General features: G+C 59.5%; 16 protein-coding genes. 11 read left to right on the top strand and 5 right to left on the bottom strand.

What is annotated here, in order from left to right; all coding sequences use genetic code 11:
* The first annotated feature begins 45 nt into the window (after nucleotides 1–45).
* Nucleotides 46–1,746 (top strand): sodium:solute symporter family protein, encoded by a 1,701-nt coding sequence (locus tag U5K31_05805; GenBank protein ID MDZ7772242.1) that lies wholly within the window; start codon nucleotides 46–48, stop codon nucleotides 1,744–1,746.
* Between the two features lie 51 nt (nucleotides 1,747–1,797).
* Entirely contained in the window at nucleotides 1,798–3,807 is a 2,010-nt protein-coding gene (acs, locus tag U5K31_05800; protein MDZ7772241.1) for an acetate--CoA ligase, read from the top strand.
* 372 nt (nucleotides 3,808–4,179) lie between these two features.
* On the opposite strand, the gene U5K31_05795 is transcribed toward acs, so the two are convergent.
* Both U5K31_05795 and U5K31_05790 read right to left on the bottom strand, forming a co-directional pair.
* Nucleotides 4,180–4,545 (bottom strand): hypothetical protein, encoded by a 366-nt coding sequence (locus U5K31_05795; protein MDZ7772240.1) that lies wholly within the window; start codon nucleotides 4,543–4,545, stop codon nucleotides 4,180–4,182.
* Between the two features lie 10 nt (nucleotides 4,546–4,555).
* Nucleotides 4,556–5,770, bottom strand: coding sequence for an alanine dehydrogenase (locus tag U5K31_05790; GenBank protein ID MDZ7772239.1), 1,215 nt, complete (start codon nucleotides 5,768–5,770; stop codon nucleotides 4,556–4,558).
* A 111-nt stretch (nucleotides 5,771–5,881) separates the two neighbouring features.
* Here U5K31_05790 and rsmA point away from each other — a divergent pair, with 111 nt between their 5' ends.
* The 4 genes from rsmA to U5K31_05770 all read left to right on the top strand — a co-directional run bounded on the left by rsmA (nucleotide 5,882) and on the right by U5K31_05770 (nucleotide 9,939).
* On the top strand, nucleotides 5,882–6,655 hold the full coding sequence (rsmA, locus tag U5K31_05785) for a 16S rRNA (adenine(1518)-N(6)/adenine(1519)-N(6))-dimethyltransferase RsmA (GenBank protein ID MDZ7772238.1): 774 nt from the start codon (nucleotides 5,882–5,884) through the stop codon (nucleotides 6,653–6,655).
* A gap of 269 nt (nucleotides 6,656–6,924) precedes the next feature.
* Nucleotides 6,925–7,218, top strand: a complete 294-nt coding sequence (gene groES, locus U5K31_05780) for a co-chaperone GroES (GenBank protein MDZ7772237.1) — start codon at nucleotides 6,925–6,927, stop codon at nucleotides 7,216–7,218.
* A 58-nt stretch (nucleotides 7,219–7,276) separates the two neighbouring features.
* On the top strand, nucleotides 7,277–8,959 hold the full coding sequence (gene groL / locus U5K31_05775) for a chaperonin GroEL (GenBank protein MDZ7772236.1): 1,683 nt from the start codon (nucleotides 7,277–7,279) through the stop codon (nucleotides 8,957–8,959).
* A 596-nt stretch (nucleotides 8,960–9,555) separates the two neighbouring features.
* On the top strand, nucleotides 9,556–9,939 hold the full coding sequence (locus U5K31_05770; GenBank protein MDZ7772235.1) for a DUF488 family protein: 384 nt from the start codon (nucleotides 9,556–9,558) through the stop codon (nucleotides 9,937–9,939).
* 70 nt (nucleotides 9,940–10,009) lie between these two features.
* Here the strand turns inward: U5K31_05770 and U5K31_05765 are convergent, their stop codons facing one another.
* The 3 genes from U5K31_05765 to U5K31_05755 form a co-directional block, all read right to left on the bottom strand.
* Nucleotides 10,010–11,758 (bottom strand): carbon starvation protein A, encoded by a 1,749-nt coding sequence (locus U5K31_05765; protein MDZ7772234.1) that lies wholly within the window; start codon nucleotides 11,756–11,758, stop codon nucleotides 10,010–10,012.
* A gap of 22 nt (nucleotides 11,759–11,780) precedes the next feature.
* Nucleotides 11,781–13,481 carry a beta-N-acetylhexosaminidase gene (locus U5K31_05760; protein MDZ7772233.1) on the bottom strand — a complete coding sequence of 567 codons (1,701 nt, stop codon included), beginning with the start codon at nucleotides 13,479–13,481 and terminating at the stop codon, nucleotides 11,781–11,783.
* A 102-nt stretch (nucleotides 13,482–13,583) separates the two neighbouring features.
* Complete coding sequence (locus tag U5K31_05755) at nucleotides 13,584–15,134, bottom strand: alpha-L-fucosidase (protein ID MDZ7772232.1); 1,551 nt, start codon at nucleotides 15,132–15,134, stop codon at nucleotides 13,584–13,586.
* A 590-nt stretch (nucleotides 15,135–15,724) separates the two neighbouring features.
* On the opposite strand from U5K31_05755, the gene U5K31_05750 reads away from it, so the two are divergent.
* The 5 genes from U5K31_05750 (at nucleotide 15,725) to U5K31_05730 (ending at nucleotide 18,326) form a co-directional block, all read left to right on the top strand.
* The gene (locus tag U5K31_05750) at nucleotides 15,725–15,946 is read left to right on the top strand and encodes an AbrB/MazE/SpoVT family DNA-binding domain-containing protein (GenBank protein ID MDZ7772231.1); all 222 of its coding nucleotides are present in this window, start codon (nucleotides 15,725–15,727) and stop codon (nucleotides 15,944–15,946) included.
* A complete protein-coding gene (locus U5K31_05745) occupies nucleotides 15,943–16,353 on the top strand; it encodes a type II toxin-antitoxin system death-on-curing family toxin (protein ID MDZ7772230.1) in 411 nt (136 codons plus the stop codon). The genes U5K31_05750 and U5K31_05745 overlap by 4 nt, the downstream gene beginning before the upstream one ends.
* A 117-nt stretch (nucleotides 16,354–16,470) precedes the next feature.
* The gene (locus U5K31_05740; protein MDZ7772229.1) at nucleotides 16,471–16,695 is read left to right on the top strand and encodes a DUF433 domain-containing protein; all 225 of its coding nucleotides are present in this window, start codon (nucleotides 16,471–16,473) and stop codon (nucleotides 16,693–16,695) included.
* Nucleotides 16,692–17,033 (top strand): DUF5615 family PIN-like protein, encoded by a 342-nt coding sequence (locus U5K31_05735; GenBank protein MDZ7772228.1) that lies wholly within the window; start codon nucleotides 16,692–16,694, stop codon nucleotides 17,031–17,033. The genes U5K31_05740 and U5K31_05735 overlap by 4 nt, the downstream gene beginning before the upstream one ends.
* A 537-nt stretch (nucleotides 17,034–17,570) precedes the next feature.
* The gene (locus U5K31_05730) at nucleotides 17,571–18,326 is read left to right on the top strand and encodes a DUF6577 family protein (protein ID MDZ7772227.1); all 756 of its coding nucleotides are present in this window, start codon (nucleotides 17,571–17,573) and stop codon (nucleotides 18,324–18,326) included.
* The last annotated feature ends 11 nt before the right edge of the window (nucleotides 18,327–18,337 follow it).

The raw sequence follows: 18,337 nt of genomic DNA, 5'->3' as shown, positions 1-18,337 counted from the left end.
GGCACCCGGCACCCCGGCACCGCATAACCTATAGCTACGGTACTTATGGGCATACAGACGTGGACCTACCTGCTGGTGGGACTGACCTTTGCGCTCTACATCGGCATCGCCATCTGGTCGCGGGCCGGCTCCACGAGCGACTTTTACATCGCGGGCAGCCGCGTGCCTCCCCTAGCCAACGGCATGGCCACCGCGGCCGACTGGATGTCGGCCGCCTCCTTCATTTCCATGGCCGGACTCATCGCCTTTATGGGCTACGACGGGGCGGTGTACCTTATGGGGTGGACCGGCGGCTATGTGCTGCTGGCCATGCTGCTTGCGCCCTACCTGCGCAAGTTCGGCAAGTTCACCGTACCCGATTTCATCGGTGACCGCTACTACTCCAACTGGGCGCGTACCGTGGCGGTGATCTGCGCGGTGATCGTCTCCTTTACCTATGTGGCCGGACAGATGCGCGGGGTGGGGGTGGTCTTCGCACGTTTCCTGGAGGTGCCTATCAATCTCGGGGTCTTCATCGGCATGGGCATCGTCTTCTTCTACGCCGTGCTGGGCGGCATGAAGGGCATCACCTACACCCAGGTGGCCCAGTACTGCATTCTCATCTTTGCCTACATGGTGCCCGCTATTTTCATCTCCATTCAGCTTACCGGCGTATGGCTGCCACAGGCCGGTTTCGGCAGCACGCTGGCCGACGGCTCGGGCACCTACCTGCTGGAGAAGCTCAACCAGCTCCACAACGAGCTGGGCTTTGCCGAGTACACCTCCGGCACCAAGTCCACCATCGACGTCTTTGCCATCACCTTTGCCCTGATGGTGGGCACGGCCGGCCTCCCCCACGTGATCGTGCGCTTTTTTACCGTGCCGAAGGTACGCGACGCCCGCAAGTCGGTGGGCTACGCCCTGCTTTTCATCGCCATCCTCTACACTACCGCCCCAGCCATCGCCGCCTTCGCGCGGGTAAACCTCATCGAGACGGTCTCCGAGGAGCAGTACAGCGAGGTGCCGCAGTGGTTTGACAACTGGGAGACGACCGGCCTCATAGCGTTCGAGGACAAGAACGAGGACGGGCGGATTCAGTATCTGCCCGATCCGGGCCGCAACGAGCTGCAGATCGACCAGGATATTATGGTGCTTGCCAACCCCGAAATTGCCGGCCTCCCCAACTGGGTGATCGCCCTGGTGGCCGCCGGGGGACTGGCCGCGGCCCTCTCCACGGCGGCGGGCCTGCTGCTGGTCATCTCAACCAGCATCTCCCACGACCTTATCAAGAAGCAGATACGTCCCAACATCACCGAGAAGGCCGAACTGATCTGGGCGCGCATCGCCGCGGGTTTCGCGGTGCTGGTGGCCGGCTACTTCGGCATCAATCCACCCGGCTTCGTGGCGGCGACGGTGGCCCTGGCTTTCGGACTGGCGGCCGCCTCCTTCTTCCCGGCCATCATCCTGGGCATCTTTGACAAGCGCATGAACCGCGAAGGGGCCATCTCGGGGATGGTGGTGGGCATCCTGCTCATGCTCTTCTACATGATCAAGTACAAGCTGGGCGGCTTCGGCGGCGGGACGGAGGCCGACTGGTGGTGGGGCATCTCGCCCGAAGGCTTCGGCACGGTGGCCATGTGCGTCAACCTGGCAGTGGCCCTGACCGTCTCCCGCATGACGGCCCGACCGCCGGAGGAGATCCGCGAGCTGGTGGAGACCATCCGCTACCCGGCGGAGGCCGTTGAACAGCCCGAGGATCCCACTTGATTATCACGGGCAGGACAGATTATTTAAGAGGGCGGCGGGAGGAGCCCGGAGATCTGCGGCCATGCAGTCAACCGGCGCAGCAAGTGCGCTGCCACGTCCGCATCCCCGAAGGCCATCGCGCCGCGGGCCCAAACCAGAAATTTTCCAGCAAGGAACCCTATTATGTGGCTGAACATCAACGATTTCGACGAGTACGAGGACGCCTACCAGGAGAGCGTACGGAACCCCGAAAAGTTCTGGGCGCACGAGGCGGGCACCTTCTACTGGCGCAGGCACTGGGATAAAACCCATTCGGGCTCCTTCGAGGAGGGCAACGTGAAGTGGTTCGAGGGCGGCAAGCTCAACATCACCGAGAACGCCCTGGACCGCCACCTGAACACCATGGGCAACAAGACGGCCTTTATTTTCGAGCCCAATCACCCCGACTCCTTCCGGCGCACCATCACCTACCGGCAGCTGCACGAGGACGTCTGCCGCTTCGCCAACGTGCTGGAGTCGAAGGGCATCGAAAAGGGCGACCGCGTGGCCATCTACATGGCCATGACGCCCGAGCTGGCCATCGCCGCCCTCGCCTGCGCCCGCGTCGGCGCGGTGCACTCCATCGTTTTCGCCGGCTTCTCGGCGCAGTCGCTCGCCGAACGCATACAGGACTGCGACGCCAAAATGCTCATCACCAACGACGGCCTGCGGCGCGGCGACAAGCACGTGCCGCTGAAGGACATCTCCGACGAGGCCCTGGAGAGCTGTCCCACCGTCGAGTCGTGCATCGTCTGCCAGCGCACCAACCGCGACATCAGCTGGAAGGAGGGGCGCGACGAGTGGTGGCATATGCTTATCCGCAACGCCTCCAAAGAGCACGAGGCCGTGGAGATGGATGCCGAGGACCCGCTTTTTATTCTCTATACCTCCGGCTCCACCGGCAAGCCCAAGGGACAGGTGCACACCTGCGGGGGCTACATGGTCTACACCAGCTACACCTTCCGCAACGTTTTTCAGGTGGAAGAGGAGGACGTCTACTGGTGCACGGCCGACGCCGGCTGGATCACCGGACACTCCTATATTATCTACGGTCCCCTGCTCAACGGGGCGACCGGTATTATTTTCGAGGGCACGCCCACCTACCCCGATCCGGGCCGCCTGTGGGAGGTGTGCGAGAAGTACGGCGTCACCCATTTCTACACGGCCCCCACGGCCATCCGCGCCCTCATGAAGGAAGACGACGAATACGTCGAGAAATACGACCTGAGCTCCCTGAAAGTGCTGGGCACCGTGGGCGAGCCCATCAACGAGGAGGCCTGGCACTGGTACGACCAGATGATCGGCGGCGGGGAGTGTCCCATCGTCGACACCTGGTGGCAGACCGAGACCGCCGGGATCATGATTTCGCCACTGGCCGGCGTGACGCCCACCAAGCCCGGCTTCGCCACCCTGCCGCTGCCCGGTGTGCAGCCCGCGCTGATGGACGATGAGGGCAACGAGATTGACGAGACCGAGGCGCAGGGCAACCTGGTCATCAAGCATCCGTGGCCGGGCGTGACCCGCGGCATCTGGGGCGAGGAGGAGCGCTACATGGAAACCTACTTCGAGAAGTATCCCGGCTACTACTTTACCGGCGACGGCTGCCGGCGCGACGCCGACGGCTACTACCGCATCACCGGACGCGTGGACGACGTGCTGAACGTGAGCGGACACCGCCTGGGCACCGCCGAGATCGAGAACGCCATCGACGAGCACCCCAAAGTGGTGGAGTCGGCCGTGGTGGGCTATCCCCATGACGTGAAAGGGGAGGGTATCTACGCCTTCGCTATCTGCGAGGAGGAGGTGGCCGACGCGGAGGCCTTCAAGAAGGAGATCAACGAGCTGGTTTCGAAGATCATTTCACCCATCGCCAAGCCCGACAAGATTCAGCTGGTCGCCGGACTGCCCAAGACCCGCTCCGGCAAGATCATGCGCCGCCTGCTGCGCAAGATTGCGTCCGGGGAGGCCGACGACATGGGCGACACCTCCACGCTGCTCGATCCCACGGTAGTCGAGGATATTATTGCGGGGGAGGCGATCTAGTGTAGGGCTCCCGGGTGAGGCAGTACTCTCGGGTGAGCCGGCACTTCCAGTTCGTTTCATCACGTCAGGCATATCCCCGTAGGCACTTCCCATCGGGCACTTCCTATTCGTTGCACCTGATCGTGAGTATCACCCCCCCCCACAGGACCCTTTTTCGGTGTCTTATATTTGTGATTTTTTCACAAATTCAAATCGACCCGTGGGGGCTTATGGGGAAGAATCGGGGTTTGCGTGCGAAGTGTTTGTGATTTTTTCACAAAAATAGACTGGAGAAATTTGCCCGAAATGGGGACCCCCCTACCGGCAAATTTATATCCTCCGACTTCCCGACTTCCCGACTTCCCGACTTCCTGACTTTAAGACTTTGCAGACTTATATAGCCCAAGTCACCAGGAAAATAACCACGCTCACTACCAACAGCGCCAGGCGCAGCCGCGTGCTCGCCAGCACCGGATGAAAAAGCAGTCCGAACGTCAGGGGCTTGTGCTCCAGCCATTCGTAGTAGCGGCCCCGGTGCAGGGATCCCAGCGCCAGCGTGGCGTGCCCGTGCAGGATGGTCAGCACGAAGGGCGCGGCAAATAAAATGCTGCCGGGATAGAGGGCCCAGCTTTCGATGCCGGCCAGCCTCCCCAGGTACAAATAGGGCCAGGCAAACAGAATGGCCAGCGGCAGGGTGATCACCCAGTTGATATAAGAGATGCGCCGGTAGTTGGAGGGATTCAGCTCGTCAGGGGCCATGCGGGGTGGCTCAGATCTGGCTTGCGATGAGCATTTCAATGTCGCGGTAGGGCATGTCGAACTGGCTGGCCAGCGCCTTCTTGGTCAGGTGTTTTTTGTAGATGTAGGTGCCGTTGCGCAGGGCGGTGTTCGACCAGAGGCACTGCTGGATGCCCCCGGCGTCGCCTATGGCCAGCAGGTAACTTGCCAGCACGTTGTTGAGGGCGTAGGTGGCCGTGCGCGCCACGTTGGACGGGATGTTGGGCACGCAGTAATGTATGACATCGTACTCCGAAAACACCGGCTCGGAGTGGGAGGTGGCGCGGCTGGTGGCGATGCACCCTCCCTGGTCCATGACCGTGTCCACGATCACGCTGCCCGCCTTCATGCTGGCTACCATCGACTCGGTGACCCACACGGGGGCGCGCTCTCCCTCAAACATGGCCGCCCCGATGACCACGTCGGCGTACTTCAGGGCCGAGCTGAGGTACTGGTAGTTGGCCGTGGCGGTGATAATGCGCCGGTCCAGCGCGTTTTCAAGGTGGCGAAGGAGGGCCAGGTCGTTGTCCATCACGAAGACCTGCGCCCCGTAGCCCAGGGCGGTGCGGGCGGCGTATTCGGCCGTGATTCCCGCCCCCAGGATCACCACGGTGGCCGGCGGGATGCCCGAAATACCCCCCAGCATGATACCGGGTCCACCGTCGCTCTTCTCCAGGTAGTGGGCGGCGATCTGCACGGCCATGGAACCGGTGATCTCGTGCATCATCCGCACGATGGGAAACTCCTTGTCCTCGCTCTGTATGAACTCGTAGCCGATGGCGGTGATATTCTTCCGGATGAGGACGTCCAGAAATTCCTCCGTTGCCCCGCCCAGGTGAAGGGCGGAGAGCAGGATCTGGCGCGGCTGCAGCAGCTCGAACTCCTCCCTGGAGGGGGGCGCCACTTTCAGAATCATCTCGCTCTGTTTGTAGAGCTCCTCGGCCGAGTAGGCAATCTCGGCGCCCGCGTCGGCGTATTCGCTGTCGGAAAAGTTGGCCTCCTCCCCCGCGTCCTGTTCGATGTAGATTTCGTGGCCGTTGGATTTCAGCACCGACACCCCGCCGGGCGTCAGGGAGATGCGCCGCTCGTCATTGGAGATCTCCCTGGGCAGGCCGATTTTGAGGGAGACGCGGGACTTGGATTTCATCAGCTGCTTCTCGAGGGTCTTGATGCCGATCTGTTCCGTCTCCAGGGGATTGATGTCCATATACGTTTGCTGGTTGCTTGGGCCGCGTTAAGTGGATATTTTTGACAACTTAATTTATTAATTCAGTCCAAACAACAGGGCCCGCGTCACCTCCATCCAGGACACACCTTTGTGATCCGACCCAAAAAGAGCCTCGGCCAGCACTTCCTTACCGACGGCAACATCATCCATAAAATAGCCGACTCACTTCCCGCGGGGGAGGGCGACCGGCTCATCGAGATCGGTCCCGGCACGGGCACCCTCACCGAGGCCCTGCTGGAGCGCCATCCCGACATGGCCGCCGTGGAGCTGGACCAGCGCGCCGTGGAGGTGCTGCGCGAGCGCTTCCCGGAGCTGGAGCTTGTGGAACAGGACGTGCTCGACACCGACTGGGCGGGGCTTTCGGCGGGCAAGGCACGCACCCATGTGGTGGGCAACCTCCCCTACTACATCACCAGCCAGATTCTCTTCGCCCTGCTGGAGGCGCGCGAACACCTGGCTACGGCCACCCTGATGATGCAGAAGGAGGTGGCCGAGCGGCTGGTATCCGGCATCCGCACCAAGGACTACGGCATCCTTAGCGTGCAGACCCAGCTGATGAGCTCGCCCGAAATACTGTTCACGGTTTCCCGCCACTGCTTCGACCCGCCTCCCAAGGTGGAGAGCGCCGTGGTGCGGCTGGTCTTCGACAAGGGGGAGCTGGACTGCAGCGACGCCCACCTCAAGCAGGTGGTGCGCACCGCCTTCAACCAGCGCCGCAAGAAACTCAGCAACGCCCTCAAGCCGCTGGTTGACAAGGAGCTGCTGCCCGAAGGCTTCGACTACGGCAAGCGGCCGGAGGCCTGGACGCCGGACCTTTATGAAAAGTTGACAGCAATACTGGCGGCACGTGGCATTTTGACCTGAAATTTCGACCAGCCGCGTGAGAAGGCGACGGGGGAGGGAGGCGCCCTCAACGGCCCCTAGAAGGCGATGGGCCGCGATATGCGGGGGAATGCCGGGTTTTTCCCGGGAAATTTGCCGCAATGGGCTTTTACAGGCGAGTTTGGTACGGAACTTGCTCACTTAGGGTCCTGTTGCGTCGGAACCGTTGCAACATGGATATCCGTTGCAACAAGGATTTATGGATTTACAATCATTTAACCGTTAAACCTAAACTCAGCGAGTCATTACTTATGGCTAAAACGAAGATCAAACCCTTAAGCGATCGTGTACTGGTTCAGCCCGAACCTGCCGAAGACAAAACCGAGTCGGGCATCATTATCCCTGATACGGCCAAAGAAAAGCCGCAGGAAGGCAAGGTTGTCGCTGCCGGCCCCGGCAAGGTGGAAAACGGCACCAAGATTGAAATGTCGGTCAAGAAAGGAGATACGGTGCTCTACGGCAAATACTCCGGCACGGAAATTACGCTGGATGGCCAGGAGTACCTGATCATGCGCGAATCCGACATCCTGGGTATCGTCGACTGAACCTGACCCATCTTTTAGCAACACGATTTAATCTTCAACAACAAACCTAAGAGTACATATGTCTGCCAAGTTAGTTCACTATGATATGGAGGCGCGCGATGCGCTCAAGCGTGGCGTTGACAAGCTTGCCAATGCTGTCAAGGTCACCCTGGGTCCGCGCGGCCGCAACGTGGTAATTGAAAAATCCTTCGGCTCGCCCACCGTCACCAAAGACGGCGTGACCGTAGCCAAGGAGATCGAGCTCTCCAACAAGCGCGAGAACATGGGCGCCCAGATGGTCAAGGAGGTTGCCTCCCGGACCAGCGACAATGCCGGTGACGGAACGACCACCGCTACCGTGCTGGCGCAGTCCATCATCCAGACCGGCCTGAAGAACGTGACGGCCGGCGCCAACCCGATGGAACTGAAGCGCGGTATTGACACCGCCGTGAAAGCCATCGTGGAGGAGCTGCGCAAGATGAGCAAGCCTGTGGGCGACAGCCTGGAAAGCATCAAGCAGGTGGCTTCCATCTCCGCCAACGGCGACGAGGAGATCGGCCGGAACATCGCCGACGCCATGGAGAAGGTCGGCAAGGACGGTGTGATCACCGTTGAGGAAGCCAAGGGTACCGAGACCTTCCTGGAGACGGTCGAGGGTATGCAGTTCGACCGCGGCTACCTCTCCCCCTACTTCGTGACCGACTCCGAAACGATGGTCGCCGAGATGGAGGAACCCTACATTCTGATCTTCGACAAGAAGATCTCCAACATGAAGGACCTGCTCCCCATCCTGGAGAAAGTCATTCAAACCGGCAAGCCGCTGCTGATCATCGCCGAAGACGTGGAGGGCGAAGCCCTCGCCACGCTGGTGGTCAACAAGCTGCGCGGTTCCCTGAAGATCGCCGCCGTCAAGGCGCCCGGCTTCGGTGACCGCCGCAAGCAGATGCTGGAGGATATCGCCATTCTGACCGGCGGTACCGTTATCAGCGAAGAGCGCGGCTACAAGCTGGAGAACGCCACCCTGGATTACCTGGGTACGGCCGACCGCATCAACATCGACAAGGACACCACGACCGTGGTCGGCGGACAGGGCCAGGACAAGGACATCAAAGCCCGCGTCAACCAGATCAAGGGTCAAATTGAAAACACCACCTCGGACTACGACCGTGAGAAACTGCAGGAGCGCCTCGCCAAACTGAGCGGCGGCGTTGCGGTTCTCAACATCGGCGCAGCCTCCGAAGTGGAGATGAAAGAGAAGAAAGCCCGCGTGGAAGACGCGCTGCACGCCACCCGCGCTGCCGTTGAAGAAGGCATCGTGGCCGGCGGAGGCGTCGCGCTGCTGCGCGCCCAAAGCGTGCTGGACAAGCTGGAGGCCGAAGCACCTGACCATGAGGTCGGCTTCAACATTGTCCGCCGCGCCCTTGAGGAGCCGCTTCGGATCATCGCCAGCAACGCCGGCGCCGAGGGCTCCATCGTGGTGCAGAAAGTCAAGGAAGGCAAAGACGCCTTCGGCTACAACGCCCGCACCGAGAAGTACGAAGACCTGATCAAGGCCGGTGTGATCGACCCGACGAAGGTTACACGCACCGCCCTCGAAAACGCCGCTTCCGTGGCCGGCCTCATGCTGACCACCGAAGCGATCATCTCCGAGAAGCCTACCAAAGGCGACGACGACGATGACGACGGCGGCGGACCCGGCGGCGGAATGCCCGGCGGAATGGGCGGCATGGGAGGCATGGGAGGAATGGGCGGCATGATGTAAGCCCGCTCTTCTGAGCTCTACGCGAGCTCTCCCTGAACCTTCTAGCGGTATCTGTCCGCGGGGTGTGGGTCGACGCTGATCAGGCTTATGCCGGGCCTTGCCCGGACGGCCGGTCGGCTGACCGACGGACCCGCGGCAGGTGAGCCGCAGAAATTCTAAAAACCCCGCAGCGCCTTATGGTGTTGCGGGGTTTTTTTATTGGCGGGTATGGGATGTTCTGCGGGCGAGGGGATAGCGGGCCTGGTGTGTGGGGGCGTTTGGGGCGCTTGGGGCGTCGTTTTTGGGGGTTGAGCGGCGGGTCGGGGGTATGCCCATTTGGCTCCGGAAAGGTACCCCTGATTTTGTGATTTTTTCACAAATAGCAATTGCCTGCATCGCGCCTGCTGCGTATAGACGGGTCAGGCCACAGAATTTTTTGTGATTTTTTCACAAATATTTGGCAACGTTATCAGAGCCTAATGGGGCCCCAGGTCGGCAATGCCCAAAGTTCAGGACTCAGGACTCAGAGCCCAGGACCTAGGGCCTAGGACCCAGGGCCGGAGCTCGCAATGTCATTTAGCCCGCAATGCCGCACAGCCTCGTAAATCGACCGACCCATGCATATCCAACTCAAGCGCATATACGACGATCCCGAACCCTCCGACGGCTACCGCGTGCTGGTGGATCGTCTCTGGCCGCGCGGCGTCAGCAAGGAAGCCGCGAAGCTGGACGGCTGGCTAAAGGAGCTTACCCCCTCCGACGAGCTGCGTAAATGGTACCATGAAGACAAGGAGCAGCGCTGGGAGGAGTTCAAAACGGCTTACCGCGAAGAGCTGGCCGGAAGGGAGGAGGCCATGCGCGAGGCCCTGGATGAACTGCGTGGCCGCGAAAAGGTAACCTTTCTTTTCGCGGCCAAGATCGTCGATTCCGAAGGCGCCGGGGCAGCCCGCACCCACGCAAAAGTGCTCCGGGACGTGGTGATTGAAAAGAGAGGCACTTGAAAAGATATAAATAGGCGGCGCACCTGATCCGCCCAACGGGCCGTCAACTAATCAGCGCAAAGCGACAAACCTACTGCTGGGCCGCAGGCTCGTCCGCCTCCCTGCTTTCCCTCCGCAGCAGCGCCACCGCCTCGAAAAGAATCCACAAGGTAAAGCCCAGGATACACGCGCCCAGCACGAACAGCAGCATGTTGGCGTCGGCGCCCCCGTAGCCTGACCAGTCGAAGACCACCTGCTGCACCATGGCCCACAGGGTCATAAACAGCAGGAACACCATGGGCACCAGGGTGTAGATCACCGGCCGCCCCTGGCGTTTCAGCCAGATGGTGACCAGCAGGAAGCTGATGCCGGCCAGCAGCTGGTTGGACGTGCCGAACAAAGGCCAGAGCAGGTATCCCCCTGACCCTATCCCGCGCGGCCCTTCGGGCAGCAGCACCAGGGCGGCGCTGGAGAGCACGGCCAGGGCCGTGGCGGTGTGGATGCCGGTCAGGGGTTTGATCGCGTACACCTCCCCGAGTTCCGATATGATATAGCGCATCAGCCGCACGGAGGTGTCCAGCGTGGTGGCGGCGAAGCTCACCACAATCACCGCGATAATGGTGCGGGCGGCCTCCGCTGGAATACCCACGCCGGTGGCCAGATGCCCGGCCCCCTGGATGAAGGCGTTCAGCCCGTTGGCGCCGGCCGCCGAAAAGGAGGCGTAGGTCTCATGAAAAGCCCCGCTGCCTCCGAAAAAGGTGGCCACGGCCACGATGGTGATCACTGCCAGGGCGCCCTCACCGATGGCCCCCAGGTAGCCCACGAACCGCGCGTCGGTCTCCTTGCGGATCTGCTTGGAGGTGGTCCCTGACGAAACCAGCCCGTGGAAGCCGGAGACCGCCCCGCAGGCGATGGTGATGAAAAGCAGGGGGAACCAGCTTACGTCCGTGGCCTGCGGGTTGCTCCACGGCGCGGTGACCTCCGGTGCCATGAAAAACAGTCCGGCGTAGAGAATGCCCAGCCCCAGTATCAGCTGCTCGGCGTTGATGAAATCGCGCGGCTGCAGCAGTTTCCAGACCGGCAGCACCGAGGCGATGTAGACGTACACGAACAGCACCACGATCCAGATCAGGAAGGCCGAAGAGGTGGCGCCCAGTCCCAGTATCCCCGCCGCGGCCTCTCCGCCGAAGTAGCGCACCAGGTCGATCTGCAGGACGGGCACGTAGGTGGCCGCCACCGCCGAGGCGTACATCACCACCAGCACGAAAATGGTGGGCATCACCATGTTGCCCTGCCGGCGGTAGGTGTAATAGCCTATCCAGACCGCCAGGGGGATCTGCAGGAAAATCGACAGCACGCTGGCCGGGAAGGAGATAAACAGGTTGGAGATCACCCAGGCGAAGACCGCGTTCACCATCAGCACCAGGATGAGAATAATAAAGAGAAAGAGAATCCTGCCCCGCTCGCCGATAAGTTCGCTGGCCAGGGTGCCGATGGAGCGTCCCTTGTGGCGCAGCGAGAGCACCAGGGTGCCGAAGTCGTGCACGCCCGCCGCCAGCACCGTGCCCAGGGCCACCCAGAGAATGGCGGGCAGCCATCCCCAGTAGATGGCGATGGCGGGTCCCACAATGGGCGCCGCCCCCGCCACAGAGGTAAAATGGTGCCCCAGCACCACCCACTTGTTGGTGGGCACGAAGTCCACCCCGTCCTCCCGCTCGTGGGCGGGCGTGGTGAAATCGGGGTCGAGCTGGTAAATCTTCTCGGCCAGAAATTTCGAGTAAAAGCGGTATCCCAGCGCAAAGATGACGAGCGCCGCGGTTGCCAGCCAGATGCCGTTCATAAGCGAGGGTATTGAATTACATTTAGTTCTCGAACTCCGGCAAGCGTCCCCGGTAGTGCTCGGCGGCGTTCACCCCCAGCACGTCGAAGCGCTCGAAATGGGGCTGCAGGCGCCGCCAGAAGTCGGTCCAGTTGCGCCGCCCGGCGGGCGACCATACCACCTCCGCCATGGCCGCCGCCCGCGGCCAGGCCATGTATTCCACCTTCTCGCCCGTGTGCATGTACTCCGTCCAGACGTTGGCCTGGGCGCCCATCACGTACCCGGCTTCCTCCTCCGTAAGCTCCTCGGGCACCGGCTCAAAGGAATAGACGTTGCGGAGGGTGTTGAATCCCCCGATGGCCAGCGGCTCCGACCCCCGCGGGGCCTGGTAGTAGTCGAGGTAGCTGTGGGAGACCGGGGTCATCACCACCTTGTTGCCCTGCCGGGCCGCCGCAATGCCGCCCTCGGTGCCCCGCCACGACATCACCGTGGCATTCGGGGCTAGTCCCCCCTCCAGGATCTCGTCCCAGCCGATAATCTGCCGCCCGTTGCCGTTCAGGTACTGCTCGATACGCCGTATGAAATAACTCTGCAGCTCCTCCTCGGTTTCCAGTCCCTCGCGCGCCATCACCTGCTGGGCCAGCTCGCTCTCCTCCCACTGCGCCTTGGGCGCCTCGTCCCCGCCGATGTGGATGTACTCGCTGGGGAAGAGCTCCATCACCTCGTCCAATACGTTTTCCAGGAAGGTGAAGGTCTGCTCGCTCGGGCAGTAGATGTCCTCGAACACCCCCCAGGTGGTCTTCACCTGGTAGTCCTTTCCCTCCACGCAGCCCAGCTCGGGGTAGGCGGCCAGGGCGGCCGAGGCGTGGCCCGGCATCTCGATTTCGGGGATGACGGTGATGTGGCGCTCCCGGGCGTATTCCACCACCTCGCGCACCTCCTCCTGGGTGTAGAAGCCGCCGTAGCGCTCCCCGTCCCATATCCCGCTGCCGGCATGTCCCACCAGCGTGGAATCCCGCCAGGCGCCCACCGAGGTGAGCCGCGGGTACTGCTCGATCTCGATGCGCCAGCCCTGGTCTTCCGTCAAATGCCAGTGAAAGCGGTTCATCTTGTGCATGGCCAACAGGTCGATGTAGCGCTTGACAAACTCCACCGGGAAGAAGTGCCGCGCCACGTCCAGGTGCATGCCGCGGTATTCAAAACGCGGATGGTCGCGCACGGAAACCGCCGGCACGCGCCACTCGGTGTCGGCCGGCACCAGGGTGTAGTCGGTGCGGTAGATCTGCCCGGGCATAAGCTGCAGCAGGGTCTGCACCCCGTAGAAGAGTCCGGCGGAGGAGGGCGCCTCTATCTCGATGCGCTCGGGCGAAACCTCCAGGGAATAGCCCTCGGCTCCCCCGAAGGCCGCGGTGTCCGCGTTGACCGAGAGCAGGATGCTGCCCTCCGCCTCGCTGCGGTTGCTCCACGGCTGCAGGGGCAGGTCGTAGCCCGTGGCCGAGTCCAGTTTGCGCTTCAGGAACTCCGCCGTGCCCTGCACGGAGGGCATGGTGATGTCGGCGTGGATGACCGTGCCGCGCGCCAGCCGGAAATGTCCCTCCCCGCGCTCCATATACACCGGCTTGGGGATGACGGAGGGCTGTTCGAGGGTGGCCGGTTCCTGGGCGGAGGACTCCCCCGGCATGGCGCATCCGGCGGTCAGCAGGACCAGTCCGAGAAAAGGCAGTGCGAGGCGTTGAAAAAGCATGTGCGTGAATGGGTTGGTTGTAAGTCTGATTCTGCAGGGGTGCGGCGGGGCGGGGTTTGGCCCGCGCCAAGCTGCGGTTGCCGCGGCAGGCCGCGAAGGCGGTCAGCCGGGCGCGAGGTAGAGGGCGATCTCGCTGACGGCCGGGTAGCCGCGGGCCTCCTCGATGACCAGCCGCAGGCGGTCGGCCGTTACCGGCGCCCCGGTGCGCAGGATGCGCTTGTGTCCCACCGTCGTGCCGCGGGCGATCTCCTGCCAGGCCCCTTCCTGCCAAGCCTCGATGCGAAAGGCGGCGATGCGCTGCCCCAGCGGGATGTGCTCCTGCAGCACCACGTGGTCGAAGGCCACCGGTCCTTCGAATTCAATGGCGAGCGCCGGGTTGAGGGGACCGTCCTGGCCGAGCCAGTAGGTGTCCGGGTCGCCGTCCAGGGCGTGGCCTGCGGGATAGCGGGCGCTGGCCTGCACCGTGCGGGTGGAGAGGCTGCGGTTGCCGGCGGAGTCGGTCCGTGTCACCAGGTTTTCGTTGAATATCGCGTTCACCCGGTCGGTAAAGTCATACAGCCGCTGCACGTCGGTGGCGTGCAGCCGGCCCTCCGGCGTGGGCGGGATGTTCAGCAGCATGGTGCAGTTGCGTCCCACGCTCTTGTAGTAGATCTCCATGAGATCGTCCACCGACTTCACGGCGCTGTCCTGCTCCGGGTGGTAGAACCAGCCCGGGCGGATGGAGGTGTCGCACTCCCCCGTCACCCAGTCGGGCCCGTCGGCCTGCCCGCGGTTCAGGTAGGCGCCCTGCCCCGGCGCGCCGATGGTGATGGAGTCGCGGTTCACTTTCGACCAGTTGGTCTCCCCGGCGAAGCCGTGCTCGTTGCCGATCCAGCGCACGTCGGGTCCCTCGTCGGAAAAGATCACCGCGCCCGGCTGGTGCTCGCGGACGGTCTGCCACCATCCCTCGAAATTGTAGGCCATGTCCTCGGCGTCCTCCCCCTTGGCCCCGTCGAACCAGACCTCGGCGATGGGGCCGTATTCGGTGAGCAGCTCGCGGAGCTGGTTCTGGTAGAAGAGGTTGTAGGCCGGCGTGCCGTAGGAGGGCTCGTGCATGTCCCACGGCGACAGGTAGACGCCGAATTCCATGCCGTGGGCCCGGGCGGCCTCCGCCACGGCCCCCACCACATCGCCCTCACCGTCGCGCCACGGGGAGGAAGCCACGTCGTGGTCGGTATAGTCGCTGGGCCAGAGGGCGAAACCGTCGTGGTGCTTGGCGGTCAGGATGAGCGTCCGGAAGCCGTTTTCGCTGAGCACCCGCGCCCACTGCTCGGGGGCGAAATCCGTGGGGTTGAAATCGGCCGGGCTTTCCTCCCCCGTACCCCACTCCACGTTGTTGAAGGTGTTCACGCCGAAGTGGATGAAGGCGATCTTCTCCTTGCGCTGGTACTCCACCTGGCGGTCGGCGGGATGGACGGGATCGGGCTGGTCGCCCGCGTAGTCGCCTCCCCCGCAGCCGGTCAGGAAGGTGGCGGCCAGCAGCAGGGCCGCTGCGTAAGTAGACCCGGCAGTCCAGGTAGAACCGGCAGCCCAGGTAGACCCCGCAGCTCCGGCAGACCCGGTCCGGCGAGGAAGGCGGTTGTCGGTGCCGGCATGTTCCATATCCCTGATCATCTTGCCCTGTTTCGTTACGGTGCATCCCAAACATCCTAAATCACTCTAATTATCGATTCATATGCAACCGGGTGTTGGCGCGGAGGATGGGATGGCAGGGTCGCCAGGCCGAGATGCCCGTCCTCACGTAGCCGGTATTACCGTCACAACCCAGGCGGGTCCGGTGTTTGGTACTTTGGAGTGGGGTACCTCTATTGGGCGATTTTTCGGGGGCTGAAATTTGTGAATTAATCACAACTCCCGGAAGGCCAATCGGCCCAAAGAAGCAAGAATGACTGGCAGGCCAAATGATATTTGTGAAAAAATCACAAATATCAGGCTCGATTTCTGGGCTCTATGAGGGGTACCGGCAGATGCAACAAAACTTTGAGTCTTTGGAAGCATTTTAAAAAATACCTTCAATCAAAATACCCTTCTGCGATATGCAAGGCGCAGGGGTAAAAGGAACGAACTGGCAAACTACCTGGATCAACTCAAAATACGAGCAGTAAATGCAGGTTAGATAAACGGTTTTTTTTACAGGAGGCGTTGCATCATTGGGTAAATAATAATAACATTGTTATAACTTAAAGAACCGCAAATACATGCCCATGGAAACCAAAATTCGCAAAATTGGAAACAGTTTGGGTGTCACCCTTCCCAAGCAATTGATTGATGAGCTCCATCTGAAAGAGGGAGATACCCTGACTATCGAAACCCAGGATGGTAATGTGAAACTAACGCCGATGGATCCTGAATTTGAACAGTGGGCCGAGGCCTATCGCGAGGCCAATACCGATTACAAGGACGTGCTCAAGGAGTTGGCCAAGTGATAGAATTCCTGGATAAGAAAACAATCCTTGCCTTTCATCAGGATCAAATAGCCTCCTATGGAGGCAGCCAGGGGATACGGGATGAAGGACTGTTGGAATCGGCGCTACCCCAACCTCAGGCCAGTTTTGGGGGCGAGTATGTCGACGAGGATCTGTTTGAAATGGCAGCGGCCTATGGATTTCATATCTGTCAAAACCATCCGTTTTATGATGGCAACAAACGAACAGCTCTTATTGCAATGTACACCTTTCTTTTTGTCAATGCCTACCGGTTGGCGGCTGAAAAGAAAAGTCTGTTTGCTATCATGATCGACCTGGTCAACGGTAAAGTTGAAAAGAAGGAATTGGCAGAATACCTGGAAAAACACTCGTCGAAACGGGATGTTCAGGTCGCACAACTCGAGTAGCTCTGTTTACAGCAGTATAACGAGAAGTTAGACCGCCATACCCCCCCTATGAATAGTGTCCCTGTTTAAGTAGATTAGAATAGTAACCAATAAGCCAATAAACCATCCTAGCCAGCTATGAGTGAATGGAAAGAGAGGATAACAATTAATCCCGATCAATGTGGCGGGCGTCCCTGCATTCGTGGTATGCGAATCCGTGTTATCGACATACTCGACCTTCTTGCTGCTGGCCTGACCCAGGATCAAGTACTTGCGGAACTTCCAGATTTGGAAAAAGAAGATATCGAAGCTGCATTGAAGTATGCCAGCAGTAACATGGATCATCCCATTATTGCCGCATGAAATTATGGATTGATGCGCAGATCTCTCCCGCCATTGCTGCTTGGATAAATCGTACCTTTGATGATATTGATGCAACACAAGTCCGTGCTCTCGGCCTCAGAGATGCTGAAGATCCAAAAATATTCAAGCGGGCCCAAAAGGCTCAAGTAGTCGTAATGAGCAAAGACCATGATTTCGTACGCTTGGTAACGAAGCATGGTCCCCCGCCGCAAGTAATCTGGATCAGGTGCGGTAATACCTCGAATGCCAAAATGAGAGAAATCCTGTCTAGCAGCCTTTCGAAAGTGATTGAATTGCTTGAGAGTGGTGAAAATGTCGTAGAGATCAACGACAAGTAGATACGGGCGGTCTAACCAGCAAATCAACCTGTCGTGGTAGAGTCCCTTCAACCGACCTGCCATTTCGGTTCCCATTCTGTCTGTAAATTGAGAAGTAAATCACCACGCAGGTTATTTGCCACGCCGTTATAGTCAGAACGGGATACCCCCTTTGGGGCTATTTTTCGGGGGCTAAAATTTGTGAATTAATCACAACTCCCGGAAGGCCAATCGCCCCACAGAAGCACGAATGGCAGGCAGGCCAAATGATTTTTGTGAAAAAATCACAAAAATCAGGCTCGATTTCTGGGCTCTATGAGGGGTACCGGCAGATGCAAACAATTGGCAAGCAATTGAGAATATTTCACAACAATGATCACGGATAAAATAAACCGGTAAGGATATCCGGCATTCTCAGACAAATTCTCCCATTTTCCCGGCAGGAGATCGATATCCAAGTGGAAGGTTATTTGGATAAATGGCCAATATTATTCAAATTACTGGCAGTAAATAATGTTTATTGCCGAAATATAGTTAAATAAGGCAGCTTAGAGGTGTTTGCCCATCGCTTCTCAGAAACTACATATCGGAGACTTACAAGAGTATTTCAGCAATGATGAAATCCTTAAAACCAAGGATATAGCTGATTTTTACAGAAAATATGATGAGGATCTCAAGAACTCGACCATCAACTGGCGAGTGTACAAATTGGTCAAAAATGGGGCGCTTCAACGAATCGGCCGGGGAGTCTTCAAACTGGGCCAGGAACAGCAATTCAAACCACAGATTACTAAAGAATTAAAATCTCTCAATAAGAGATTGAATGACAACTACCGCTACCTTCAGATTTGTATATGGAATACATCGATACTCAATGAGTTCAGTATTCACCAGGCGGCGCATTTTCTAACATTGGTCGAAGTGGAAGAAGAGGCTGTCAACTCCGTTTTTCAATTCCTGAAAGAAAGAAAACTGGTCGTGTTTAAAGAACCGGATGAAGAAATGCTCACGGATTATTTACCAGGTAACAAGGAGGCGTACATTGTACAATCCCTGATATCCGAAGCTCCTCTCCAGGAAGTAAATGGTATTCAAACCGCAACACTGGAAAAAGTTTTGGTGGATATATTTTGTGATGAGGTAACATTTTTTGCCTACCAAGGATCGGAGCGCTCTAAAATTTTTAAGAATGCGTTTTCAAAATATACCATCAATCAAAATACCCTTCTGCGATATGCAAGGCGAAGGGGTAAAAGGAACGAACTGGCAAATTATCTGGAGCAACTCAAATTATTGGCAGTAACTAATATTTAGTGCCAAAATAT

This window comes from Balneolaceae bacterium (assembly GCA_034521445.1).
Taxonomy (GTDB): domain Bacteria; phylum Bacteroidota; class Rhodothermia; order Balneolales; family Balneolaceae; genus JAXHMM01.
The sequence above is the reverse complement of the archived record's forward strand: the minus strand, read 5'-3'. Positions and strand labels throughout refer to the sequence as shown.